Source organism: Ligaoa zhengdingensis (assembly GCF_014384885.1).
GTDB classification, from domain to species: Bacteria; Bacillota; Clostridia; order Oscillospirales; family Ruminococcaceae; genus Ligaoa; species Ligaoa zhengdingensis.
On record NZ_JACRST010000001.1, the window covers coordinates 240,510 to 265,922 of the forward strand.

General features: G+C 57.9%; 17 protein-coding genes. 3 read left to right on the forward strand and 14 right to left on the reverse strand.

Annotated elements, in window-relative coordinates:
- Positions 1–12: 12 nt before the first annotated feature.
- The 6 genes from yfmH to H8711_RS01180 form a co-directional block, all read right to left on the reverse strand.
- The gene (gene yfmH, locus H8711_RS01155) at positions 13–1,287 is read right to left on the reverse strand and encodes an EF-P 5-aminopentanol modification-associated protein YfmH (RefSeq protein WP_249281695.1); all 1,275 of its coding nucleotides are present in this window, start codon (positions 1,285–1,287) and stop codon (positions 13–15) included.
- Positions 1,274–2,569, reverse strand: a complete 1,296-nt coding sequence (gene yfmF / locus H8711_RS01160; RefSeq protein WP_249281696.1) for an EF-P 5-aminopentanol modification-associated protein YfmF — start codon at positions 2,567–2,569, stop codon at positions 1,274–1,276. Before yfmF ends, yfmH begins: the two co-directional genes overlap by 14 nt.
- Before the next feature lie 144 nt (positions 2,570–2,713).
- Positions 2,714–10,087, reverse strand: coding sequence for a GH36-type glycosyl hydrolase domain-containing protein (locus tag H8711_RS01165; RefSeq protein ID WP_249281697.1), 7,374 nt, complete (start codon positions 10,085–10,087; stop codon positions 2,714–2,716).
- 31 nt (positions 10,088–10,118) lie between these two features.
- A complete protein-coding gene (locus H8711_RS01170) occupies positions 10,119–11,249 on the reverse strand; it encodes a Ger(x)C family spore germination protein (protein ID WP_249281698.1) in 1,131 nt (376 codons plus the stop codon).
- Positions 11,246–12,331 carry a GerAB/ArcD/ProY family transporter gene (locus tag H8711_RS01175; protein WP_249281699.1) on the reverse strand — a complete coding sequence of 362 codons (1,086 nt, stop codon included), beginning with the start codon at positions 12,329–12,331 and terminating at the stop codon, positions 11,246–11,248. The genes H8711_RS01170 and H8711_RS01175 overlap by 4 nt, the downstream gene beginning before the upstream one ends.
- Positions 12,328–13,878, reverse strand: coding sequence for a spore germination protein (locus tag H8711_RS01180; protein ID WP_249281700.1), 1,551 nt, complete (start codon positions 13,876–13,878; stop codon positions 12,328–12,330). The genes H8711_RS01175 and H8711_RS01180 overlap by 4 nt, the downstream gene beginning before the upstream one ends.
- Before the next feature lie 164 nt (positions 13,879–14,042).
- On the opposite strand from H8711_RS01180, the gene H8711_RS01185 reads away from it, so the two are divergent.
- Both H8711_RS01185 and H8711_RS01190 read left to right on the forward strand, forming a co-directional pair.
- Entirely contained in the window at positions 14,043–14,753 is a 711-nt protein-coding gene (locus H8711_RS01185) for a DUF421 domain-containing protein (protein WP_249281701.1), read from the forward strand.
- Complete coding sequence (locus H8711_RS01190; protein ID WP_249281702.1) at positions 14,750–15,130, forward strand: DUF4363 family protein; 381 nt, start codon at positions 14,750–14,752, stop codon at positions 15,128–15,130. The genes H8711_RS01185 and H8711_RS01190 overlap by 4 nt, the downstream gene beginning before the upstream one ends.
- A gap of 81 nt (positions 15,131–15,211) precedes the next feature.
- On the opposite strand, the gene nrdR is transcribed toward H8711_RS01190, so the two are convergent.
- The 5 genes from nrdR to H8711_RS01215 all read right to left on the reverse strand — a co-directional run bounded on the left by nrdR (position 15,212) and on the right by H8711_RS01215 (position 19,742).
- Positions 15,212–15,661: a transcriptional regulator NrdR gene (gene nrdR, locus H8711_RS01195; protein WP_249281703.1), complete on the reverse strand. Its 450-nt coding sequence runs from the start codon at positions 15,659–15,661 to the stop codon at positions 15,212–15,214.
- Positions 15,662–15,933: 272 nt separating this feature from the next.
- A complete protein-coding gene (locus H8711_RS01200; RefSeq protein ID WP_249281704.1) occupies positions 15,934–16,194 on the reverse strand; it encodes a DUF6514 family protein in 261 nt (86 codons plus the stop codon).
- 98 nt (positions 16,195–16,292) lie between these two features.
- A complete protein-coding gene (locus tag H8711_RS01205) occupies positions 16,293–17,093 on the reverse strand; it encodes a sugar phosphate isomerase/epimerase family protein (RefSeq protein WP_249281705.1) in 801 nt (266 codons plus the stop codon).
- Positions 17,094–17,421: 328 nt separating this feature from the next.
- On the reverse strand, positions 17,422–18,339 hold the full coding sequence (secF, locus tag H8711_RS01210) for a protein translocase subunit SecF (protein ID WP_249281706.1): 918 nt from the start codon (positions 18,337–18,339) through the stop codon (positions 17,422–17,424).
- Positions 18,336–19,742 carry a preprotein translocase subunit SecD gene (locus H8711_RS01215; RefSeq protein WP_249281707.1) on the reverse strand — a complete coding sequence of 469 codons (1,407 nt, stop codon included), beginning with the start codon at positions 19,740–19,742 and terminating at the stop codon, positions 18,336–18,338. The genes secF and H8711_RS01215 overlap by 4 nt, the downstream gene beginning before the upstream one ends.
- Positions 19,743–20,017: 275 nt before the next feature.
- On the opposite strand from H8711_RS01215, the gene H8711_RS01220 reads away from it, so the two are divergent.
- Entirely contained in the window at positions 20,018–20,674 is a 657-nt protein-coding gene (locus H8711_RS01220) for an HAD hydrolase-like protein (protein ID WP_249281708.1), read from the forward strand.
- A gap of 57 nt (positions 20,675–20,731) precedes the next feature.
- Here H8711_RS01220 and purB read toward each other — a convergent pair whose 3' ends face one another.
- The 3 genes from purB to asnS form a co-directional block, all read right to left on the reverse strand.
- The gene (gene purB, locus H8711_RS01225; protein ID WP_249281709.1) at positions 20,732–22,162 is read right to left on the reverse strand and encodes an adenylosuccinate lyase; all 1,431 of its coding nucleotides are present in this window, start codon (positions 22,160–22,162) and stop codon (positions 20,732–20,734) included.
- 172 nt (positions 22,163–22,334) lie between these two features.
- Positions 22,335–23,621, reverse strand: a complete 1,287-nt coding sequence (locus H8711_RS01230) for an aspartate aminotransferase type Ic (protein WP_249281710.1) — start codon at positions 23,619–23,621, stop codon at positions 22,335–22,337.
- Between the two features lie 298 nt (positions 23,622–23,919).
- Positions 23,920–25,320 (reverse strand): asparagine--tRNA ligase, encoded by a 1,401-nt coding sequence (gene asnS, locus H8711_RS01235; protein ID WP_249281711.1) that lies wholly within the window; start codon positions 25,318–25,320, stop codon positions 23,920–23,922.
- Positions 25,321–25,413 lie beyond the last annotated feature (93 nt).

Genomic DNA, 25,413 nt, shown 5'->3' on the forward strand with positions numbered 1-25,413 from the left:
GTCAGAATAGAATCAAGCGGGTGCAACCACCGAAAGCGCGCTGTATTCCCGCGCAAAGTTGTCGCGCAGACGGGCGTTCAGCGTCTCGATCTCACAGTCGGCGATGACATCGAGCAGCTCGTACAGCTCAAAATTAGAAAAATGAGCTTGCAGCATCGCACTGGCGATGTCGTCCACATAGCTGAGCATCCGGATATACCGGCCGTAGATGGCCTTTTTGCAGCGGGCAAACGCAGCCGCGTCGACGCCCTCGCGCTGAATGCGCTCGATCTCGGCGCACAGCTCCTCATAGACGCGGTCGGGGTCGCGGCTCTCACCCGAGAACAGTGCGGCGCAATAATCCCGCCCGGTAAAGGATTCTGTTCCGAAGGTGGAATTGATAAGGCCCGCATCGTACAGACGCCGGTAGAGGGGCGACGCCTCGCCCGCGATGATCTCAAGCAGGATTTCGTCGAGCACCTGGCCCAGTGCGTTTTCCCGCTTGCTGCCGGGCAGCTCTTTAAAGCCGATGTTGAACATCGGCATAGCGACCGGCAACTTGATCTCGACGCGGTGCTCGCCGACCTCGCGGGGTTCGTCCGGCACCTTGGCCTCGATAGATAGATTCTCGGCGGGCTTCAGGATGCGGTCGGCCGCTTCGATGACGGTGTCGATCTCGAAGTTGCCCGCCACGGCCAGCACCATGTTGTTGAGATTGTAAAAGGTATTGTAGCAGCGGTAGAGCAGGTCGGCGTCGATCTGCGCGATCGATTCCACCGTACCCGCGATGTCCACCCGCACCGGGTTGTTTTGATACAGTGCCTCGAGCAGGTTGAACAGCACCCGCCAATCGGGGTTGTCGTCATACATTTTGATCTCCTGCCCGATGATCCCCTGCTCCTTGCGCACCGTCTCCTCGGTGAAATAGGGGTGGGTGACAAAATCGAGCAGAATCTCGATCGATTCTTTGAAGTTCTCCGAGCAGCTGAACAGGTAACAGGTTTTATCAAAGCTGGTGTAGGCGTTGGCCGAGGCCCCAGTTTTGGCATAACGCGCAAAGGCGTCCCCGTCCTCGCTTTCAAACAGCTTGTGTTCCAGGTAGTGCGCGATCCCCGCAGGGACCGTGACAAAGTCGCCGTCCTTGCTGGTTTTGAAGGTGGTATCGATCGAACCGACCTCCGCGCCGAACAGCGCGTATGCGGAGCTGAACTCCGGCTTTGGGCAGAGCAGCATGGTGAGGCCCGAGCTGTGCTGATATCGATAATACCGGTCTCCCAACCGCTGCGAACGGATTTCAGTTAGATTCATGCGCGTTTTCCTCCCTGCTGGTTAAGAAATAGACGGTATCCAGCGTGACCTTGCCCGCCGCTTCCATCACCTGTTCCCGCGTGAGCGACGAAATCTGGCGGGCGTTCTCCTCGGGGGATTGACTGGAGCCCGACAAAATCTGATCGAGATACCAGCCCTCCATACCGCCGAGCGTGTCGGTGACCGAACCCAGCGCGCTGGTCAGCGCCAGGATGGTGTTGTCAAGCTCCTCATCGGTGAACTCGCCGTTGCGCACAACATCCAGCTGGTTCAGGATCTCATCCTGCGCCTTCTGTTTGTTGGCAGCCTCCACGCCGCTGTCCACCAGCATGGTGCCGGTGGCCTTATCCAACCGGGCCGCACAGTAATAGCACAGGCTGTATTTCTCGCGGACATTCAGGAACAGCCGCGAAAACGGCGTGCCGCCGTACAGCGCCGCCATCAGCTTGGCCGCGTTCTTTTCCTCCTGCGATTCGAGCTCGCCGATGCGGAAGCCCATCACCAGCTTGCTCTGGCTTACATCCATGCGGTCGGTCTTTTCGGTCACCCGCTCGGCCTTCGCCTTGGTGGACGCCTCACGGTGCGCAATCGGGCTGCGCTTTAACCGTGAAAAACGGTCGGCGAATATTTTCGCCGCGCCTTCCCCGTCGCCGCAGCCGATGAACAGGATTTCAACCGCCGCGTCGCGGACCGCCCGGTGATACGCCTCGGTGGCGCTCTGGCGGGTCATCGCCTCTGCTCGCTCCTTGGTGCCGTACTTCTTGATGGCAAACGGCTCGCCTTCAAATAGAACAGACTGGCAGCGGCTGATCGCGTAGCTGCGCTTGTCGTTGATCTCCGATTCGATTGTATCGACCAGCGACCGCCGCTCGAGTTCAAAGTCCTGCTCATCGAACACCCCATCCACAAAGTATGGGTCGAGCAGCAGGCCCGCCGCCAACTCAGCGCACTTGTTGGTCAGCAACTCGCCGTCCATCGTATAGCGGTCGTCCAGGGTTTGAATGGAAAGGTTTAAAATTTGGTAGGCGCCGTGCTTGCGCACGTCCGCGTCGAGCGACGCGCCGTACAACTCGCACAGGCGTTCATTGAGCCTTGTAAAATCAGGGCAATCGCGGAACCGCCTGCGCAGCAGGAAAGGAACCACCGCAGTGTCGGTGACTGTTTCGGCGTCCAGCGGCAGAATCAGGTTGCAGGATATCCGGTTGGCTTTGAATTTCGCATCGGTGATGGCGTTCCAATAGACGCCGTCGCACAGCTGCCTTCGAACCATTTTGTTGCTCATCGGGTCATCTCCTATAGTTCGCCCCGCAGTGCGGCGCGGATTTGCTTTTCCTGGTTTTTCCAGTTTACATAAGATCCCACGCTATGCATTATAACATAGATTTTTTATCATCGCCATATCTCACGGGGCATTCGTTGGGAAAAATTATGAACTTTTTTCTAAGGTGTACTCCACATCTTTGGGTGTCCCGTCAAGGGTTACGGCATCGGCCGGCAGGCCGTTCACCGACATACCCTGATGATCGCCCCACCTGGCCGTAAAATGGATCGCTGTCCCCTCGAGGTTGAGCTCGAAGGAGCAGCCCTTCCAGGACGGAGGGATGCAGGGCGAAAAGGTCACGGTTCCTCCCATCCGGCGGATGCCCAACAGGCGTTCAACCACTGTGCGGTAGTACCAGCTGGATGCGCCGGTGTACATGCTCCATCCGCCCCGTCCAGCGGCGCCCGACGCGGAATAGATATCTGCGGCAAGGTAATACGGCTCGAGCTGGTAGCGCAGGGCGAGCGCCTGATCGCGGCAGCGGGAGGCCGGGTTGAACCAATCGAGCAACCGCCAGCCGTCCTCCGCCCTGCCTTCGTGCAGCAGCGCCATCGCCAGCCAGACCGATGCGTGGGTGTACTGCCCACCGTTTTCACGGATGCCCGCCGGATAGGCCTTGACATAGCCGGGCTGTTGACTGGAATCAGCAAACGGCCGGTCGAACAGTTTGACGATGCGCAGTTGCGGGTCGGCCAGGAAGTGCAGGGCGCTGTCCAGCGCGGTGGACACGCGCGCCCGGTCGGGCATGGGACAGAGCGCCGCGAAGCTCTGCGGCAGGGAATCGATGGTGCATTCGTCGTTTTCGCGGCTCCCCATCGGGGAACCGTCGTCGTAGAATGCGCGGAGATACCACGCCCCATCCCAACAGTGGGCGTCCACCGCTGTTTTCAGCGACTCCATGCGCTCGGCGCACAGCTGCGCCAGTTCAGCGTCCCCCTGAGCCTCTGCAAGCGGCAAAAAGCGCCGCAGCACCATGGCCAGAAACAGGGCGAGCCAGACGCTCTCCCCTTTTCCCTCGGTACCAACCGTGTTGAAGCCGTCGTTCCAGTCTCCACTGCCGATCAGCGGCAGGCCGTGCGGTCCCAATCGGGCGGCAGCGCGCCTGATCGTGCGCGCGCAGTGCTCATAGACACTGGCCCGCTCCACGCTGCGCCGCGGCTCAAAATAGCGCTCCTTCTCCTCCGCGCCGAGCAGCTCCCCCTCCACAAATGGAACCGGGATGGACAGGAGCGAGCGGTCACCGGTCGTCTCGACGTATTCACACACCGCGTAGGGCAGCCAGAGAAGGTCGTCGCTGTATTTGGTGCGCACACCGCGCAATCCGCCGCCGCTGTGCGGCAGGTTGTGCCACCAGTGCAGCACGTCTCCCTCTGGGAACTGAGCTGCTGCTGCGCGCAATATCTGATACTTTGCGGCATGCGGGGCGAACAACAGGCAGGCGGTCGCATCCTGAAGCTGATCGCGGAACCCGTATGCGCCGCCGCACTGGTAGAACGCCGTGCGACCCCAGATGCGGCATTGTAGAATCTGATGGGGCAAAAAGTCGCTTACCAGCCGGTTGAGCGGTTCATCCGGCGTATGCAGAACAAGCGCGGAGACCGGTTCCGCCGGCGGGAGATCGAGCGATGCGAGCCGCCGCGCGGCGTCCGCATGGGCCGCCCAGACCAACCGAAAGTGGACGGCCCTCTCCCCCCAGGGCGCGAGTTCCAGCTCCACGAGCAGCGCTGCGCAGGGCTCGCTGTCCGCCTCCTCGGCCTCGTCCCAGCGCCCGCAGAGGAAGTCCGCCCGGTTGGTGACGGGAAGGGCAGCTTTTTCCCCGCAACACAGGGCGCTCACCCCGCGAACCGCCGTTTGAAATGGGTTGTGGCAGACGAGACAGCCGCCGGAAAACTCAGCGGTAATCTGCCGGGCGTCGCCGCGGTCGACCCCAAGCACCGGCTCGGTATAGTAAGCGAGCGTCACACGCCGCGGGTCGGCACCGCGATTTTGCAGCCGCACCTCCACCTGTTTGACGCATCCTTTGGCCGGAACCGTTACCTCCACACAGGTGGACAGCCCGTCGATCCGCCCCTCATAGCGCGCGCTGCGCTGCCCGTAGGAACAGAGCGACCCGTGAATCAGATCAAAAAAACGATCCCCCAGGCGCAGCACCAGCCGTTCGCCCAGGTTGCCTGCAGTGATATCGTTATGCCAGGGGGTCAGTCTATTCTCACGTGCGTTGACCGCCCAAGTGAAGCCGAGAAAGCTGTCCCCCACCAACGTCCCAAAGGTGGAGTTGGCGAGGATGTGGGAAAAGGGCAGTGCCTGTCCCGGCTGCTTTTGGACATAAAACCGCCCCTGGGAAAAGATGCCCCCTGTGACCTCGAGGTCATCCGGCCGCCGGTCGATCTCCTGCGGGGAGACCGGCAGGAAGCATACCGGGCGGTGGGGCCGCCCGGGTTCCCATACCCGCACCCCGGAGCGGGGTGCGATGTGGACCGCCGAAGCCTCCAGCAAGCGCAGGGGGGCCTCCCCCACCGTGCCGCTGTCGATGAGAAATACGCCGTTTCCGATCTGATCGGCGCAGCCCATCTGTTCCATACAATCGCGCAGCACGGGGAGGAGATCCGAAGGCGCTGTAAATACCAGGTCAAACGGCACACCGGCCAGCTTGCACTTTTTGTAGAGCGCCAGGTATGCTTCCGCCTGCCCCCGCTCCCAGTCCCAATCTGTGGGATACAGCACGATCGGCCGGTCGCCAGAGATGGACATGCCCCACAGGCCGTCCTTCCCCAGCCGGTTCTGGGCACGTGCTGCCCGCATCGCGCTGTCCGCCTCAGCGGGGAAGCACAGCGAGGGCAGCACCGCGAAGGCCAGCCTGCCCTCGATGGTATCCCCCACCAACAGGCTGTTCGGCGCCTTCTCCGACTGAATCCTCCCCTGCGCCCGCTGGGAGACGATCGCCCCGATCGCCTCCTCCCTCGTCTCCCCGGCTGCGATCAACTGTGTCACCTGCGCACGGCCGCCTGCGGGCAGCTCCAGATGCAGCCGCAGGGCACACGCGGCATCCGGCGTACCGGCGCCGCCCGCAAACTCCCGGGTGGCAAATTCTGCGAGACCGGCGAGACCATCCGGTGCGTTCATCAACCTTTCCCGGCGGGTCTCATATTCAAATGGGAGATCCTCCAGGAACCCAACCGCCAGATAGGTCTGGGTCTTCTGCCTCCGTTCCCGGCGGGTAAACAGCAGGATGCGGCTCTGCGCCTCATATTCGGCGGTGACAAACAGCTTGGAAAAAGCCGGGTGAGCTTTGTAATCCACAGTTGGGGCGAGCGTTGGCTCCAGATAGCACAAAAGCTGCGCTGTGGTGCGCTGCTGCGTCAGATTTTTGATCTGATACTCGCGCTGTTCCAGGGGCAGGGTGGGGTGCAACAGCACCCGCAAACCGGTTTTGACGCTGCGGTACTTGGCCTTATAGATGACGTTGTTTTCGGCGAACTGCACACGGTAGCGCACCTGGGCGTCGTAAAGCGGCGCGGCGGTCAGGGAAAACGAGCGCTCCCCCACCTGCAAAAAGGCGTAGATTCCCGCCGGATTTTGTAGCAAATCGCCCGGGCGGCGGGTGAGGTCGATGCGCCCCGAGGACAGCCATCCCGCCCCTGTATCGGTCAACAGGTCGGAAAGCGCGCCGTTGGCGAGCAGGATCGCCTGCGGGCGCTCGGGGGAAATCTGTTCATATTCCTCCGCAATCACGGTTTTCACAGGATCACGCTCCTTCATATCCTTAAATTTCACATCGTCGTACATCACGGTGTCGCGGCACACCTTCTCCTGCAGCAGTTCCTTGGCCGCATTCATGCGGTGGTCGCGCAGGAACCGCTGCTGCATCCGTCCGCTGAACAGGGCGTTGTCGGCCGCGGTGAGGCTCATCCCGATGTGGTGCGACATAAAGCTCCGGCAGACCCCGTAGCGGGAAGGTACGCGGTTCTCCGTGTAGTCGATCGCCTCAAAAAAGCCGTACGCGCCGGAAAAGCCCTCCTCCCGCATACGGCGCAGATTCTTCATGGCGGCCACCGGCGCGACCGGCAGCACCAGGAAGGTGGAGTAGGGCGAGATCACCAGCTCGTCGTCCAAGCCGCGCTTGACCCCCAGCTTCTGAACCCCGTGCGCCTTGTACTGGTAGTTGAGCTGACCGTCGAAGCGGTAAAACGCGCTCTCCGAGATGCCCCAGGGGGTCTTTTCCTCCCGCACCCGGCGGCGCTGGCAGTAGAGGCAGTAATCCAGCGCCTCCGAGAGGAGAGATCCCTCGTAGACCGGTAGCAGCAGGTGCGGCATAAAATATTCAAACATGGTGCCGGTCCAGGACACAGGACCGGCATATCCCCCCTGCTGCGACATCGTCCGGCTCATTGCACCCCAGTGCCGCTTGGGCACCTGCCGGGACGCGACGGCATAGTAGCCCGCCATGCGCGCCTCGCTCATAAAAAAATCGTAATAGCTGTCCATCATCTCGCCGGTAGAGGCGTTATAGCCGATCGAAAGCAGGCTGCGCCGCGCGTTGTAAAACACCGAGAGATCGGTGGCGTCGATCAGCGCGCGCACCCGCACCATAAGCGTGGCGAGCGCGGGGCATTCCGGCAGGTAGTCGCGCAGCCCCTCGCGGAAGGCGACCAGGCAGCATACAAAGTTGCCGCTGTCCACTGCCGAGACGAACCGGGGCTCCAGCAGGGTCAGACTCCCGGTATCGTACCAGTTGTAGAGGTTGCCATTCCACTTCTCCATCCGCTCGAGGGTCTCGATGACATGTCCGGCGCGCCCGCACAGCTCACTGCTGCTGATGAAATCGAGGTCGCGGGCGGTCAGCATGGAAAGCAGCATCAGGCCGATGTTGGTGGGAGAAGTGCGGCGCGCCACTGCGTAGGTCGGCGACTGCTGGATATTGTCAGGCGGAAGCCAGTTTTCCTGTTCGGTGGCGAAGGTCTCGAAGAAGCGCCACATCGATGCACAGTATCCGGTCAGCTCCTCCCGGTCGGCGCGGCTTAGCTCCGGACCGGTATGCGGCTTCTCCCTCCCGCTATAAAGCGCCAGCGGAATGAGAGCGGAAAAGGCCAGGCCGTAAAGATGAAGAAAGGCGTGCGGCGCAAAGAGCAGCACAATGAGGCCGATCAGCTCGGCCAACCAGTACTGCCGCACCGCCGCCGCAAATCCGCCCCCTCTCTCGCTGTCCGCAGCGGTGACCCACTCGAGCAGCTTTTTTTTGCTGACCCACTGCCGCCACAGGGCCAGGCCGGCAGCGTTCAATTCACATAAGGCGGTCTGCGGCAGAAGCACCAGATTGTACACCCCGCGCGCGAGCGGCTCTATTGCCTGCGGAAGCACGCGGGTAAAAAAGCGGCGGGAAAAGACCTGCCAGCCGTTGGAGGCCACCCCCAGCGCCGCTTCCCACAGCGGCGCCCAGGCGACCGGCAGCAGCGCCGCCCAAAACAGGGCCAGTGCGGCGCGCACTGGCAGAAAAAACGCCGCCAGCACACATGCCAAAGCCGCCGCCGGAGTGAGGGAACGGCGCAGGTTGTCCAGCAGCTTGATCCGGCTGAGGGCGTTGATGGGATTTCCGCGGCGCAAAAAAATGTATCGGAGATTCTGCCAATCCCCCCGGACCCAGCGGTGCAGGCGGGCCAGCCAGGAGGACGGCCGCGTGGGGACACTGTCGGTCAGCTCCACATCGGACAACAGCGCGGTGCGCAGATACGCCCCTTCCAGAATATCATGGCTCAAAATCAGGTTTTCCGGAAAACGCGCGTTGAGCAGTTTGTAAAAGCACTCGGTATCGATCAGTCCCTTACCGGAGAAGATCGACTCATGGAAGAGATCCTGATAAAAGTCTCCCGCCGAGCGGTCGTAGGTGGTCACACCGCCCACACCCGCCATCACCCGGGAAAAGGGGGTTTTTGCCTGGCTCTCCAGCGCGGTGGCCATGCGGGGCACCAGGATGCCGTAGCCTTCAATAACAATGCCGCGCGCCTCATCCACCACCGGCCGGTTGAGCGGATGGGCCGCGGCCGAAAGGAACTGTCCGGCGGTGTCGAACAACAGGTTAGTGTCGGCGTCCAGCACCAACAGGTGGCGCATTCTGGTGAGGCGCTCCCTTTCCCCGACAAAGGCGAGTACGCTTGTCACATCGCCGTGCGCGTAGCGGATCAGCTCTGTGATTGCGCCGCGCTTGCGTTCCCAGCCGGAGAAGCGCCCCTGCGTCTTGTTGTATTCCCGCTTGCGCACGAACAGCAGAAAGCGCCCGCCGTACCGCTCGTTGAGCCGCGCGACCTCCGCCGACATCGCCTTGACGCGGCTTTCGTCCTCCGGATTCATCGGAGTCGCGCTCTCCTTGAAATCGGCCAACAGGCAGAAGGTCAGATCGTCGGCCGCATTGCTCCAGTAGAGCTCTTCCAACCGGCGGGCAGCCTTGGGTGCGTCGGCGGCCGACGGCAACAGCGTGGACACCGCGACAACTGTGGAACATGCGATCTCCGCACTGCGCGCGCGGTCCATGCGCGGGATATGCTCGACGCGCACCCGCGCCATAGCGATGCGCTCCAAGGTATAGCGGACCGCCTCCCAGACCGGCAAAATCGAGAGAATCCCCACCCAGATGCTGCGCGCCCAGACGCCCATCGAGGCCGCAAGCGCCAGAGAAATTGCCGGTGTGCCGCATAAAGTCATCCAACGGCGCCAGCTGTTGCTGCGTTCGAGATCCGGGGTGCGAAGCAGATGGCTTCCCACGTGGCGGGAGCGTTCATCCGAGCCCGCGCGGGCCAGATTTAAAATCTCCTGGCTGGTTGCGCGTTCGCTGACCCCGCGCCTCTCGGCCAGCAGGCTCACCAACGCCCGGTAGTTGCCCCGGCTCTCATCCTCCATGTCCGGGTAGATGCCAGCCGGATCGAGCATCAGGGTTGCTTCCACAATGCTGTGTTTGCAGACTAACTCGTCGAAATCGACTGAGGAGAGGCGGGTGAGCGAGGTCACCGCGTAGGAGATCGCTTCATCGTCCTCCCCGTCCACACAGGCGGCGCAGGCGATCCCCAACAGCGCAGTCCTGAGCGCCAGCGGCAGAAACCCAAACTCGGGTACGGTTAAGTCGCGCCTCTCCTGCATCCCCTTGACCAACTGTTCCGCAAGGTCCTGATCGACTGCGGGGCGCCCGTCCAGCGCCGCCTCGCATACAAAATAGAGCTGCGGGCCACCTGCGGAGCTGGGCAGCCTGGGGCAACCGCTCAGTTCCCGCAAGGTCTGCTTTGCTTCCTTCTCCAACACATAGAAATTGTCGCACAGCCACAGCTGTACCGGCGATTTATCCTCCCGCGCCATACCCGAGCGGTAGCTCTGCTTTATTCGTCGCAGCTTTTTCCGCAGGCTCTTGCGCAGCGCAGCGGGACGGCGGCAAGCAGATACGGGATGATCCCTCAGCGTGTTCAGCACGGTATCGGTGATTGCTTGTTTGTTCATACCTTTTCTCCCCTGTGGTTTTCGCGCACGGTCAGGTTTGCAGCCCGTACCGCGTGATCTCGGAGGACACCTGCAATTCCCAGGTGAACTGCGGCAGCAACTCGTCGTAGCGTTCACAGTTGGCTACAAACCATTCGTGCTGGTATTTATCCAGCAAATTGGCGAGTTCGAGCAGATCGGTGCCGCAATCCCGCAGGGATAGCTCCAGTGCCCGCTCCATTTCCGCACGGATCACGTCCGTTTCCATCCGTTCTAAATCGGTGATGCTTTGGAAGAGCGCCGCGTTCTCCGGCGTCACGATGCTCTCATTGATATGGCTGCGCGTCTTGCAGGTGATGACAAAATGCGGGACGCCGTCGACAATCTGTGGCTGGATGTGGGTATCCGCGCGAACCACCGCCAGCGAAACATCGCCCAGCTTTGGGTGCTGCACCACCAGGTCGGTGCGTTTAACATCATCCCGCAGCCAAAGCAGACCGCGCGTAGCCGGCTCGTCCGCACGCCCGACAAGCTGACTGTGCCGGTAGAGCGCCGTCCCCAGCACCTCTACCGTTTCCTCTTCACCCTCGCCGCTCTTCACCAAAATCGGCATAAAGGTGCCCAGCCTGCCGTTTTCAATCGCATCCACCACATCCAGCACCTGACCGCGCAGAATGCGGCCGCTGGTTCTGCTGTTTTCCAGCAGGCTCTTGACCGAAAGCACCGGCAGCACCCCCTGGCTGATCTGTGCGGTCATGACATCCACGGCGCGTCCATCCGCCATGGCGATGTCCACATTGGGGCGCGACTGCGGATTGGCATTGAAAAAGCTGATGATCGTCTCCAACCCTTGCCTGGCGACCTCCTCCCCGACCACGATCAGCTTGTTCTGGCCGTAGAAGATCTCCTTGCCCTGTTTGAGCTCCGCCGCCGAAATCGCCTCTGCAATCGTGCGGCCGCTCGCCTGCAACGTCATGCTGTTGGCCTTGCTGGCGTCCACCGCCGTCTGAGAGCCGCCCCCCTTGGCGTCGAAGATCTGCAAAGTGACCAAGTACCCGTCTTCAGCCAAATCGATGCCGATCCCCTGCACGATCGCGCGGTTGTTGAGCCTTACCGCCTGCATACAGCCACACAGCGGCAGACAAAGCGCAAATAGCAGCGCAATCAATCGAATTCGTTTCATCTCGCCCGCTCCTTTCTTCTGGCAATCAGGCTCCAGAGCAGGAGGACAAATGGAATCAATACCGCCAACACCGCCACCGGGATTCCCGTGGCCATTGCCTTCTGTACAGCGGTCAAAAAACGCAGATCGGACGAAATCACCAGTGCGCCGGCAGCTGTCAGGATACCGGTCGCGGCAAGCCGCGTCTTTTTCAGGCGGCGCGGCACCAGATAGCCCAGGCACTGGGACGCAAAATAGAGATATACCGACACCTTGACGAAAGCGATGAACGTCCACAGGGTGATGTGCAGGCTGTCCAGCCGCTGGAAGATCGACAGGTCTGCAAACGCAGCCAGCGAGTAAAACGGGAACATCTGCGAGGCGGCAAAGTCGCCCAGGCCGACTGTCAAAAGCATCACCAGGTACTCCACCATGGCCACCGTCAACAGCGCCCAGCCCCAAAAGCACTTGGACAGGCTCCCCTTAAAATTGGGTGCGAACAGCAGAAAAAGCACCGCGTCGAAGTTCGAGAATGCAGCGGAGAGGGCATGGCCCCACACGGCGGAAAGCCCGCCTTGCAGGGGATTTTTGAGGTAGACAAAGTCCGACTTGGGCAGCACTGACGCGGAGATGAACACCAGCGCGCCCACAAACAGCACAAATACAAAGGTATTAACCCGAGCCACCGGCTCCAGCCCCAGAAATGCACCGTAGAGGCAGACGGCGGTAAAGGTGAGCACAAAAAACAGGGACGGCGTCTCGGGGTAAATAGCCGAGGTGAGTAAGAATTCAAAGTTGCTCACGGTATCCGCCGCGGCGAACACCGAGAACAGAAACAGCAGGGCGGCCAGCACTTTGCCCGCCGCTGGGTTGAGCGCCAGCGCGCAGTCCACCACGTTGCCCTCGCGCCGCCCGCGAAGCAGCAGCAGCGCTGGAACCAGGATAAGGGCCAGAAGCAGATAGGAAAACGGGAGGGCCAGCATCACCGTTGCGCCGTTTTGGCGTCCGCCGATCTGCGGCACAAAGGTGAGCAGATCGAAGACCCGGAACAGAACCAGAAGCAGCACCACCTGTTTGGAGCTGATGATCGTATTGCGCGTCAAATGTCTCCCCCCTTATCCCCGACCTCGCTGCCGGGCAGCTTTTGCACCCGCAGGGTGCGCCGGCCCAATGTCTTCCAGCTCGATCGGATGAGCACATCGCGCAGATCGAACAGCTTGGTGGGTGTGGCGGGCGCGGTGGCGGGCACCCCGTATGCGTTGATCGCACAGAGGTTGACAAACACGATGCAGAGCACCAACGTGATGCCGTAAAGACCCGAAACGCCGCCCACGATGATGAACAAAAAGCGAAGAATGGTGACCGGCTCATACAGTGAGGGCACCACAAACGAGCTGATGGCGGTGAGCGCCACCACCATCACCATGGGCGCGCCGATCAGCCCGGCGGTCACCGCCGCATCGCCGATCACCAGGCCGCCGACGATGCCCACCGCGTGCCCGATTGGGCGGGGCAGGCGCAGGCCCGCTTCGCGCATGATTTCATAGATGATGTGGATGATGAGCGCCTCAAACATCAGCGGAAAGGGGGTGGTTTCCTCGGCCGCGGCGATGTTAAACAAGAGCGCCTCAGGGAACAATTCCGGGTGAAAGCTCGCGATCGCCACATAGGCGCCGGGCAGCAGAATGGTAAAAAAGAACGAGACGTATTTCATAATGCGGATGAACGATGCGTAGTACGGGCGGTGGGCGTAGTCGTCAAGCGTCTGAAAATTCTCGCTGAACAGGTACGGGACAATGAGAGCAAAGGGGGTGCCGTCCACCAACACCACCACGCGACCCTCTGAGATCTTGGCCGCCACGGTATCGGGGCGTTCGGTCACCCCCACGTTGGAAAAGAGCGAAGAAAGGTTGGTATCCAAAAAAGGCTGCACATACCCCGAGTCCAGGATCATATCCAAATCCATGCGGGCCAGGCGGCTGCGCACATCCTCTAAAATCTCCGGCGAGACCATATTGGCCAGATAGCACAGGCACAAATCGGTCTTGCTGGTGGAGCCCGCACTGGTCAGCTCGAACACCAGCCGCGACGACTTGATACGGCGGCGGATGAGCGACATATTGGTACGGATCGGCTCAACCAAGCCCTCGCGCGAGCCTCGCACGTTTACCTCGGAATCGGGCTCGGAAACCGAGCGGTAAGCGAACCCCTGGATGCCCGCGATCACCGCGACATCCACCCCGTCGATCAGCACCCCGACAAATCCGGACATCAGCGCCTTATAGAGCTCGCCGAGGCTGTATACCTCTTTCTGTTCGGGCGCGAGCACCGCTTCATTGCGCATCCACCACAGCAGGCTCTGCGGCGTAGGATTTTCCAATCGCAGGCTCAACAGGGGTTCCAGCAGCGCTTCCGTCATGTTTGCGGTGCTCACCATCCCCTCAAAGGTGAGCAGCTGCACCCGCTGGCCGCAAACCAGCACCTCTTTATTGACAAAGTCCGCAGTATCATGCAGGTATTGCCGAATATTGATCATATTCTGGGTCAAATCGCTCCCCAGGCGGATATCGTCGCCTTGCGGCGGCGAGTTTTTTACATACTCCGCACCCGCCGACCGCTGGAGCTTCCGCTCCATTCGATTAAAAAGCATCGGCCAAACACCTCCGAAAAATCGCAGTTTTAATACCCTAAGGATTGCCAATTTTCGGGGTTTTATGTTGCATGGGAATAAAAAAAACACCGCTCAGCATACTACTGACAGTGTTTTGCGCCGGACAGGCCGGTAAAAGCAACTTTTCACAGGGAGGCGGAATTTTGTCAATCTTTTTTCTGCGCACCTTGATCCTCTATATTATCATCGTCTTTTCTTTGCGGGTGATGGGCAAACGACATCTCGGTGAATTGGAGCCTTCGGAATTCGTCGTGGCAATCATGATCTCCAACATCGCCACCCTTCCTATCGAGGATACCAACATCCCGCTGGTGGCGGGTATCGTCCCCATCCTGGCCTTGGTGAGCTTTGAAGTGATTATATCCTCCATCGGGCTCAGATGTAAAATAGTGCGCAAGCTGGTTTCAGGCAACCCCATCATCATTATCCGCGACGGGGTGATCGACCAAAAAAAGATGCGGGAGCTGCGCTATTCGATCGACGACCTGTTGGAACAGCTGCGCAGCAAAGACGTATTCGATATCGCCGACGTAGCCTACGCCATTGTGGAGACCACCGGCCAACTCAGCGTCTTTCCCAAATATCCCAACCGCGCCGTGACCAACCAGGATCTCAATCTGCCCGAGCCGAGCTGCGCCAACTCCCCGCAGATGGTGCTCATCTGCGACGGCGAGCTGGTCCCAGATACTTTGAACTACTGCAATCTCCGCGAGGATTGGCTGCAAAAAACGCTGGAAAAGCAGGGCGTTAAACAAAAGGACGTGTTCTTGATGACCTGCAACCAGGCTGCAAACTACCATCTGGTGCTGCGTGACGACAAAAAATCCGGCAAAAAGGAGGGCGAGTCGGCATGAAGCGCCTGATTATTTCGTTGGTGATGGTCGCGCTCATCATCGCCTTCAGCATCTCCAACACAGTCACCCTTTATAACGTCCGCGGCGAGCTGAACGAGCACCTCAACAATATGGCGCAAAAACTGGAGGGTGGCGAGGCACAGGATGTCGTTGAGGACACACAGCAATTCCAACAGCTTTGGCTCGATCGGGAAGAAAAGCTGGTACGGTTCATCCGGCACACCGACCTGGAGCAGATCACCTGGGACTGTGCCCGCCTGCCTTACCTCGCCAAGTACGGCGATATGGCGGAATTGACCGCCGAAATCAACCGGATTCAGCTACAGATCAATCACCTGTGGGAGACCCAGGTACCGCGCATTCGCACAGTGTTTTAAACATGCAAAAGGGGCCCGATCCAAGTCTAGGATCGAGCCCCTTTTTACGATGTGTGACGACCTGTTTGTCCCTGCGGAACCCTACTTCTCCTTAAGCAGCAGCTTGAGCTCCTCCATAAAGGAATTGATATCCGCAAACTGGCGATACACCGAAGCAAAACGCACATAGGCCACTTCGTCGACCTCTTTGAGCTTTTGCATCGCCATCTCACCGATCTGATAGGACGAAACCTCGCGTTCGAGCAAGTTGAGAAGTTGTGATTCGATATCGTTTACAATATTGTCGAGCATCTCTACCGAAACAGGACGCTTTTCGCATGCCCGCATCAAGCCGTTCATCAGCTTGTTGCGGTCAAACATTTCGCGGGACTTGTCTTTCTTGATGACGATCAGCGGCATTGTCTCCACCACCTCATAGGTGGTAAACCGCTTCTCACAGTTTAGACATTCGCGCCGGCGCCGAATTTTTTCATCCGTCGGCCGGGAATCGATCACCTTGCTCTCTTCAAAACCGCAAAAAGGACATTTCATCGTTTCAACTCCTATGTATCTGATACGATCATACCATGAAACAAAGCGAAGTAGTACCATGCAGCCATGTAGTTTCGGTTTCCAGCACAAACTGGAAAGAAAACACGGCAATTTTTTAATATAATAGCTGATTACAGTTATTATACCATAATTGTCCTCTTGAAACAAGAAAAATCGGTGGATCTGCACGATTTTCCGCCGCAAACAAACTGCTCCTGCTGTTTTAAATTGTGAATCCCGGCAATCGTTTTCCTGCTAGAATATGTCGTTCATCAATCTAAAAAATCCTCGACGACATCAAACAGGGTAGTCTCGGTCACCCCATTGCGACGGCAGAGTTCCATCAGACGCTCCACCACCGAGCGTTGGGAAGAAACATCCGCCACTTCACCCTCCAGCGCGGTCCCCCGATAAAGGGCCATGCCATAAACTATATTTTCCTCACATTCCTCGGCCATACAGGACCGCTGGGTCAGCTGAAAGGATATTTCTTCAGAAAATGGATTTTCCTCCGCCGAACTTGACTCTTGCATGAACGCAACAACCTCCTTTATGCTCTTTTCATTATACCCTTTTTCTCGAATTTGAAAAGAACAAATTTTCGACATATGTCGTTAAAAATCGAACGTTATTACGTTTCCTTTTCATGAAAAAAGCGGAGAAGCCCATTTAAATAGCCGTAAGAACGCTGCAAATCCTCCAGGGAACTGTAATTCTGCCGGTAGAGTTCGATCATTCCGAAGAGATCGGCCGCCCGCCCGTTCAGCCGGTCAAATAGCTGCGAAAAATCGAAATCGCCCTGCCCAGGCGGCAAGCAGTCCTCCGCCGGACGGTGGTCGCTCAGATGGACATGGCAGAGCTGCTCCCCCATCGCGTTCAGCATATCTTCTACCGTCTCCCCCGCCCGGATCGCCTGTTTGAGGTCGAGTACAAACCGCACCTCATCCCCCAGGTAATCCCGCATCCGCCGGATAAACCCGGAGCTCCGGCTGCGGCAGCGCTCCACATTCTCCTGTGCCAGCAGCACGCCGCACCGACGCGCATGGCGGAAAAGCCGGCGATAGCGTTCAAAATACTCCTGCTCGCTCAAAATGCCCTCCCGTCGGTCGCCATGCAATACGACGATGCCAGCACCCAGCATCTGGGCGACCCGATAGAAGGACTCGTAAAATTTCATCGCATCCTGGAAACGGCGCTCGTAGCCGGAAAAAAACAGGAGCGGTTCAAACGCGGAAGAATAGGGATGGATCGACACAATGCGCATCTGATACCGCTGAGCAATTTCTTTCAGGCGCAAACCAAACTCCTCCGTATGCTCGCTGGGCGCATTGAGAAAGATTTCCGCCGCCTCAAAGCCGAGTTGGCCCAGCGTCTCAAGGGCATGCTCCGTCTCCATCGGATACAGACATGCCGTGGATACCCCGATTTGCAAGTTCACCGCTCCTTCACTGACTTTATCCAACATAATTGCGTTGATGCTATCCCTCAGCTCGCTCCTATTTACCATAAAAGGATCCGTTCCCGCTGAAAGAAGTATCAAGCTGCAACCGCGCCGCTGTTTAGCGAATCGCAGCGGCCAACCAGCCATGCCGTTTGGCTCGCTGCCATTATATATCATAGGCCATCAAGGCAGAAGCAAGCACAGCAAGCGGATCGCTTTGGCCATCAAATTATAATAACCGCTTGCGGTTATTATAGCATTTTTGCAAACAAAAAGACAGAGCGGAAGCTGAAGCCCCGCTCTGTCTTGAAAAAACTGATTAAGCAGCTTTCGCCAGCTTGTGCTCCTGCCAGGACGCCCACAGCGTGGGAGCGATGCAGGTAGAGGAGTAAAGACCGGAGATCATACCGATGATCAGCGGGAATGCGAACGAGAGGATCGAATCCAGATGGAAGATCAGACCCACGATGCAGACAACCGCCATCGCCATCACAGTGGTCACAGTGGTGAACACCGTGCGGCGCATCGACTGATTGACGCTCTTATTGACCAGTTCCGCAATAGACATGGTCTTGTTGTATAGCTTCTCATTCTCACGCACACGGTCATAGATAACGATGGTGGCGTTAATCGAGTAACCGACAATGGTCATAGTTACCGCGATGAAGTTTTCATTGATTGCGATGCCACACAGAATGAAGGTGGCATAGACCATCACCACGTCGTGCAACAGCGCCAGCACGCACATCGCACCCGCGCTCCAGCCGCCGATCTTGCGGAAACGGAACGCAATATAGATGCACATCAGCAGCGCGGAGAGGGCCAGCGCCATCAGGCACTTGCCAAAGAACTCCTTACCGATGGTGGGATCGACGTTATTGATCTTGACCGCTTGGAAGTTGAGGTCGGGATAGGTCTGCTGCAACGTGTCGGTGAGCAGCGTCTGCTTCTCAGAGGAAAGGCTCTTGTCCGCAGTCAAAGACACCACGAGGTTGGTCATGCCCGAAGCAACGTCGGTCGCCTCCTGAAGCGTGATCTTCTCCTGAAGGGTGCTTTCGATCAGGTTCTGTACCGCAGCCTTGTCCACATCACCGGTGTACGAATAGGTGAGGATCGAACCGCCCTTGAACTGGATATCCAGCCGCGCGCCGAAAATAAAGGTGGAAAGCACCGCGATCAGGACCAGTGCGATGGAAATGCCAAAAAATATCTTTCTTTTACCGCAAAAATCGATCATGCTTTCTCACCTCCATACAGCCAGGCTTTGCGGAAGCACTGGAACCGGGACAGAGATTTGAGCATCAAGCGCGAGAACAGAACGCCGCACAGGAAGTTCAAAATAACGCCCACCATCAGGGTATAACCGAACGAATAGATGGTACCTGCCGTCGAAGGACCGAACAGGAAGAACGCCCAGCTGAACATCTTCGCAAAGAAAGTGCCCGGCGCGCCGAACGCGCCCATCAGCACAACAGCCACGATGATAACGGTGATATTGCCGTCGAAGATCGCACTCCAGCCGCGCTTAAAGCCGATATCGATCGCAGCGTCGAGCGTCTTGCCCGCGCGCAGCTCCTCACGGATGCGTTCGGTTGTAATCACGTTGGCGTCGACGCCGATGCCGATCGCCAAGATAATACCCGCGATACCGGGCAAGGTCAGCGTAAAGCTCGGGATTGTCGGGAAGAAGCCGGTAATTGCAGCGATTGTGCCTGCAACCTGCGCCACCAGCGCGATGGACGCGACAAAGCCGGGCAACCGGTACACCACGATCATGAAGATCGCGATGAGGCCGAACGCGATAAAACCAGCCATCACCATGGCGTCTTTTGCGCCCATACCCAACGTGGGCGACAGGGTGTTGAAATTTTCAGTCTGCAGCTTGAAGGGCAACGCACCCGCGTTGATCTTATCAGCCAGCGACTTGCACTCCTCCAGGGTGAAATCGCCCTCGATGGTGGCTTCGCCGCCGGTGATCTGCGCGTTGACAGTCGGGTAGGAGATGACCGTATTGTCCATCCAGATGGAGATGATGTTGTTGGGGTAGGATTCACTCACCAGGCGGCCGGTCGCCTCGGCAAATTTTCCTTTTCCGCTCTCATTGAGCTCCAGGACAACCACATATTGGTTCTTTTCATTCATGCTGGCAAAGGCGGATTTGATATCCTCACCCTGCAGGATGACATTGTCCTTGGTGACGCCGGTGGGTTCCCCGGTCGTCTCATCGACATTGATCCCCTCACGGAAGGTGAGCAGAGCGGTTTCGCCCAGCTCGGCGATCGCCGCCTCAGGGTCAAAGTTTTTCTCATCCGATTTCCACGGGAAACGAACGATGATGCGGTCGCGATTGTAATCGGTATAGACCTCGGAATCGGTGATGTTCAGCGAAAGCAGCCTCTGCTTGATAACCGAAGTCGCCGAGTCCATCTGCGCGTCTGTGGCATCCACACCGTCGGGCGGGCTAAACGTCACGTCCACGCCGCCGCGGATATCAATTCCCCACCGGATTTCGTTCGCACCTTTGATGTAGGTCGTGGTATTATCGCCAAACGTGCTACTTATGCCAAAAAATGCGGCATAAGTGAAGAGCGCGATGAGCAATACCACGATGAAAAACACTGGTTTGCCAACTCTTTTCATGCGTAAACCTCCACTTTTTTCTTGTCCTGTCGGCGGGAACCTGCACCGGCCATACGTACTTCCCCGTTGACATTCATACTTGCTATTATATTTTATCTGACAGAAAAAGTCAATCTTAATCTCCCGGCCGATATGGATTTTTGCCTCTTTCCCACGCAATCGGTTGTCTCATGGCGAAAAGGCTGATATAATGGATCAAATAACGGCTTTCAGTTTGGAAGCCGCGCCGAAAAAAATCTTAACATTTTTCTATTTTGCCGAAAGGAGTCTCCGATATGTGGAACGAAAAAACAACTATCCTGTTTGACTTTGACGGCACGATTGTCGACACCTCCGAGGGAATCACAAAGGGGGCCGCCTTTGCGTTGGAACAATACGGCATTCAGGTGGATGACCGCGCAACCCTGCGCCGTTTTATCGGTCCCCCGCTCAAACATGCGTTCCGGGAGTTCTACGGATTCGACGAGCAGAAGGCGGATGAAGCGGCCGCCTGGTTCCGTCGCTACTACAGGGAGACAGGCGTACGGGAATGCCGCCCTTATGACGGCGTGGAGCGGCTCCTACGGCATCTAAAGGAGCGCGGAAAGCGGGTGCTGCTTGCCACAAGCAAGCCGCAGCTCTTCACTGAACAAATTTTAGAGCGGTTTGACCTGATGCGCTATTTTGATTTTATCAGCGGCAGTTGTTTGGACGGCACACGCACCGAAAAGCCGGAGGTAATCGCCTACGCGCTGGAACACACGGGGATTCAGATCGGCAGCTCGGTCATGGTGGGCGACCGCAAATTTGATATCGAGGGCGCACATCAGTTCGGGCTTCCCTGCATCGGTGTGCTGTATGGGTTTGGCGACCGTGCAGAATTTGAGCGCGCCGGTGCGGATGCGATCGCGGCCACCCCGGCTGAACTGGAGGGTATGCTGCTGAAACTGTGAACTCAGAACATAAAAAATGCCGCCCCGTGGGGCGGCTGTTTTTATATCAATGTATTGTCAGACCGAAAGCTCCGCGCGCTCTCCCAAAATTTCGCGGTTCGCATCGAGCAGCGGGCGGATGATCCCACCGATGTACTCCTCCACCTGCTCCACGCTGCGTCCCACAAAGTGGATCGGCTGGAGGATCGCGTCGATCTCCTCCCGCTTCATCTGGAAGTCCGGGTCGGCGCAGACGCGGTCGATGAGGTCGTTTTCCAGGCCCTCTTCCTTGACCCGCTTGGCCGCGGCGATCGAATGCACCCTCAGTTTTTCGTGCAACTGCTGGCGGTCACCGCCTTTTTTCACCGCGCTCATCATGATATTTTCGGTGGCCATGAAGGGCAGCTCCTTCATGACGCGCTGTTCTACCACTTTCGGATAGACAACCAGGCCGTCGCAGACATTGAGCATGATATTGAGGATGGAATCCACCGCCAGAAACGCCTCCGCCACAGCGATGCGTTTATTGGCGCTGTCGTCCAGGGTGCGCTCAAACCACTGGGTCGCCGAGGTGAACGCCGGGTTGAGGCTGTCCACCATCACGTAGCGGGCCAACGAGGTGATGCGCTCGCTGCGCATGGGGTTGCGCTTATACGGCATGGCCGAGGACCCGATCTGATGCGCTTCGAACGGCTCCTCCATCTCCTTGAAATTTTGCAGGATGCGCAGGTCGTTGGAGAATTTGCTGGCCGACTGCGCCACACCCGACAGGGTGTTCAGCACAAAACTGTCCATCTTGCGGGAATAGGTCTGGCCGGAAACCGGCACACACTCGGCAAAACCCATCGCCTCTGCGATCTTCTGCTCGAGCGCCTTGATCTTCTGGGCATCCCCTTCAAACAGCTCCACAAAGCTGGCCTGGGTGCCGGTGGTGCCCTTGCTGCCGAGCAGCTTGAGCGACGCGATGCGGTGATCGATCTCCTCCACATCCATGTAAAGCTCATTGATCCACAGGGTGGCGCGCTTGCCTACGGTGGTGAGCTGCGCCGGTTGCAGATGGGTATAGGCCAGCGCAGGCATGTCCTTGTAACGCAGGGCAAAATCCGCCAGCAGAGCGATGACGTTAATCAGCTTGCGGCGGACCACCTGAAGTGCCTCCTTCATGATGATGACGTCGGTGTTATCCCCCACATAGCAGGAGGTCGCGCCCAGGTGGATGATTCCCTTTGCCTTGGGACACTGCACCCCGTAGGCGTATACGTGGCTCATCACGTCGTGGCGGCACTCCTTTTCGCGGGCGGCCGCCACATCCAGATTGAGGTCGTCCTTGTGTGCCTCCAACTCATCGATCTGTTCCTGGGTAATGGGAAGGCCGAGCTCCATCTCCGCACGCGCCAGGGAAATCCACAATCTGCGCCAGGTTTTAAACTTTTTGTCCGCCGAAAACAGCTCCTGCATCTCAGGGCTCGCATATCGGGAACTGAAAGGACTTTCGTACTGCTTGCTCATCCTGTATCCTCCAACCGTCTATTTTAATTTTCTGAGCTATCCGACTACTATTCTATCGAAAAATTGTGCACCACGCAATAGACATAGTATGACATAACTGCCCGCAAAGGGGCAGCAAAAAATCAGGGCCCTCCCCCATCCGGAGGCGGTCCTGATTTTTTGCTATTCAGGTTTATTTGGTGGCCAAAATTCGGTCGATGCTGACCAGCTTGACGCACAGGACAAACAATTCGCTCGCAAGCGCCAGCTCCTCAGGCGTCGGGAACGAGGGCGCGATGCGAATGTTGCTGTCGTGCGGGTCGATGCCGTAGGGATAGGTCGCACCCGCTGGGGTCATGACAACACCGGCTTCCCTGCACTTGGCCACAATCGCCTTCGCACAGCCGTCCAGCGAGTTGAACGAGATGAAATAACCGCCCTTCGGTTTGGTCCAGGTAGCGATACCGCAGGGGGAAAGCTCGCGGTCCAACGTGGCGAGCACAGCCTCGAATTTGGGCCGCAGGATCGCCGCATGCTTCTTCATGTGCTCCACCATGCCGTCCAAGTTTTTGTAGAAGCGGACATGGCGCAGCTGATTGAGCTTGTCGAAGCCGATCGTCTGGATGGCGAGCTGCTTGCGGATTGACTCCAGGTTGGCTGGGGAAGCGGCGATAGCCGCGACACCCGAGCCCGGGAAGCTCACCTTAGAGGTGGAACAGAATTTATAAACCAGATCGGGATTGCCCGCCTTTTCACACTCCGCCAAAATCTCCAGCAGATAATCCTGATCGTCATCGTACAGGTGGTGGATGCCGTAAGCGTTATCCCAGTAGATGCGGAAATCCTTCGCCGCGGGCTGCAAGCGTGCAAAGCGTCGAACCGTCTCATCCGAATAGGTGATGCCCTGCGGATTGGAATATTTGGGGACGCACCAGATGCCCTTGATCGCTTCATCCTGCGAGACCAGTTTTTCCACCAGATCCATGTCGGGACCGGCGGGCGTCATGGGCACGGTAATCATCTCGATGCCGAAATATTCGGTGATGGCAAAATGGCGGTCGTAACCGGGCGCTGGGCAGAGGAATTTCACGCGATCTAGCTTGCACCAGGGGGTGCCGCCCATCACGCCGTGGGTCATCGAACGGGCTACCGTGGAGTACATCACATCCAGGCTGGAGTTGCCATAGATGATAATGTTATCGGCGGGCACCTCGATCATATCGCCGAGCAGCTGCTTTGCCTCCTGAATGCCATCGAGCACGCCGTAGTTGCGGCAATCCACGCCGGCCTCACATTTGAGGTCCGCGCTGCTCGAAAGCACATCCATCATGCCCATCGAAAGGTTGAGCTGTTCCACACTCGGTTTTCCACGCGACATGTCCAGCTTGAGCCCCTTTGCCCGAAACGCCTCATATTCTGCATTCAGCTTTTCCTTTAGCTGCACAAGCTCTTCCTTACTCATTGACTGATACGACGCCATAGCCATCCTCCAAATCCAGGCGCAACGGAAAACGGTTGCCGCCATGCGCCTTTGCATGAAATTTTAATCTGTCTGAATTCGCATAATTCAGATGAACCTAACCAAGATTTTACCCTATCCGCGCCAATTTTGCAAGTTCTATTTTTTCTTCTTGCATATATTATGCTTAATTTGGAAAAAGTGTCCCTTCAATTGCAGAAAAAAGGGGCAACTTTATGAATTCAGGCAAGAAAAGGGCCAGCTTTGCGCATCGTCAAAGCCGGCCAAACTCAAAAAATCGCCTGTGGATAGCGAGAACTTAATACTCCGCCGAGCCCGTGGTACGCGGGAAGGGAATCACATCGCGGATGTTGGAAACACCCGTCATATACATGATGAGGCGCTCAAATCCGAGGCCGTAGCCCGCATGCTTGGTGCCGCCGAACCGGCGCAGATCAAGATACCAGGAGTAGTCCTCCTCGCGCAGGCCGAGCTCCTCCATCCGCGCGGTCAGCACATCGAAGCGCTCCTCCCTCTGGCTACCGCCGATGATCTCGCCGACGCCCGGCACCAGCAGATCCATCGCCGCTACCGTCTTGCCGTCATCGTTAAGACGCATATAAAACGCCTTGATCTCCTTCGGATAGTCGATGACAAACACCGGCTTTTGGAAAATCTTCTCGGTGAGATACCGCTCGTGTTCGGTCTGGAGGTCGCAGCCCCAATAGACGGGATAGTCGAATTGATCCTTGTGCTCCTCGAGCAGACGCACCGCTTCGGTATAGGTGACCTTGCCGAAGTCGGAGTTGACCAGATCGGTGAGGCGCTGAATCAGCGCCTTGTTCGGGTCATAGAAATCGTTGAAGAATTTCATCTCGGCCGGGCACTGCTCCATCACATAGGCGAGCACATATTTGATCATATCCTGCGCGAGCTGCATGTCGTCCTCCAGGTCGGCAAATGCGATCTCAGGCTCGATCATCCAAAATTCCGCCGCATGGCGTGCGGTATTGGAGTTTTCCGCGCGGAACGTCGGCCCAAAGGTGTACACCTTGCCGAACGCCATCGCCATCGCCTCGGCCTCCAACTGGCCGGACACGGTGAGGCTGGTCATCTTGCCGAAAAAGTCCTGGCTAAAATCCACAGCGCCATCCTCGGTAAGCGGAGGGTTTTTGGCGTCCAGCGTGGTGATGCGGAACATCTCGCCCGCGCCCTCGCAATCGCTGCCGGTGATCAGCGGCGTATGAGCGTAGACAAACCCGCGCTCATTAAAAAACTTGTGGATGGCGTAAGCTGCCACCGAACGGACACGGAACACCGCGGCAAGCGTGTTGGTGCGGGGCCGCAGATGGGCGATCGACCGCAGATATTCCAGACTGTGCCGCTTTTTTTGCAGCGGATAGGCCGGATCAGACGCGCCTTCCAGCTCGATTTTATCCGCGTGGATTTCCAGCGGCTGTTTGGCATTGGGGGTGAGCACCACCCGTCCGGTGACGACAATCGAAGCGCCCACATTATATTTGGTGACTTCCTTGAAGTTGTCGATTTTGGCATCCTCAAAAACCACCTGAAGATTCTGAAAATTCGAGCCGTCGTTGAGCTCGATGAAGCCCAGTAGCTTGGAATCGCGCAGCGTGCGCACCCAACCGCAGACGGTCACCTGACGGTCCGCCAGCTCCGCCGAGTTTTGAAACAGCGCTTTTATCTCTGTTCTTTGCATTGTGTCTGCCCTCCATTTGAAAATTCCCACAAAAGACCATGGATCAGGTCGTTCTTTTTATTATATTACAAAAGGCACCGAGATACAAGGGCG

What these genes read in the sequence shown, in the direction of transcription:
- yfmH (WP_249281695.1), bottom strand. Translation starts at nt 1,287, where the DNA reads ATGAATCTAACTGAAATCCGTTCGCAGCGGTTGGGAGACCGGTATTAT.
- yfmF (WP_249281696.1), bottom strand. Translation starts at nt 2,569, where the DNA reads ATGAGCAACAAAATGGTTCGAAGGCAGCTGTGCGACGGCGTCTATTGG.
- H8711_RS01165 (WP_249281697.1), bottom strand. Translation starts at nt 10,087, where the DNA reads ATGAACAAACAAGCAATCACCGATACCGTGCTGAACACGCTGAGGGAT.
- H8711_RS01170 (WP_249281698.1), bottom strand. Translation starts at nt 11,249, where the DNA reads ATGAAACGAATTCGATTGATTGCGCTGCTATTTGCGCTTTGTCTGCCG.
- H8711_RS01180 (WP_249281700.1), bottom strand. Translation starts at nt 13,878, where the DNA reads ATGCTTTTTAATCGAATGGAGCGGAAGCTCCAGCGGTCGGCGGGTGCG.
- H8711_RS01190 (WP_249281702.1), top strand. Translation starts at nt 14,750, where the DNA reads ATGAAGCGCCTGATTATTTCGTTGGTGATGGTCGCGCTCATCATCGCC.
- nrdR (WP_249281703.1), bottom strand. Translation starts at nt 15,661, where the DNA reads ATGAAATGTCCTTTTTGCGGTTTTGAAGAGAGCAAGGTGATCGATTCC.
- H8711_RS01200 (WP_249281704.1), bottom strand. Translation starts at nt 16,194, where the DNA reads ATGCAAGAGTCAAGTTCGGCGGAGGAAAATCCATTTTCTGAAGAAATA.
- secF (WP_249281706.1), bottom strand. Translation starts at nt 18,339, where the DNA reads ATGATCGATTTTTGCGGTAAAAGAAAGATATTTTTTGGCATTTCCATC.
- H8711_RS01215 (WP_249281707.1), bottom strand. Translation starts at nt 19,742, where the DNA reads ATGAAAAGAGTTGGCAAACCAGTGTTTTTCATCGTGGTATTGCTCATC.
- H8711_RS01220 (WP_249281708.1), top strand. Translation starts at nt 20,018, where the DNA reads ATGTGGAACGAAAAAACAACTATCCTGTTTGACTTTGACGGCACGATT.
- purB (WP_249281709.1), bottom strand. Translation starts at nt 22,162, where the DNA reads ATGAGCAAGCAGTACGAAAGTCCTTTCAGTTCCCGATATGCGAGCCCT.
- H8711_RS01230 (WP_249281710.1), bottom strand. Translation starts at nt 23,621, where the DNA reads ATGGCGTCGTATCAGTCAATGAGTAAGGAAGAGCTTGTGCAGCTAAAG.
- asnS (WP_249281711.1), bottom strand. Translation starts at nt 25,320, where the DNA reads ATGCAAAGAACAGAGATAAAAGCGCTGTTTCAAAACTCGGCGGAGCTG.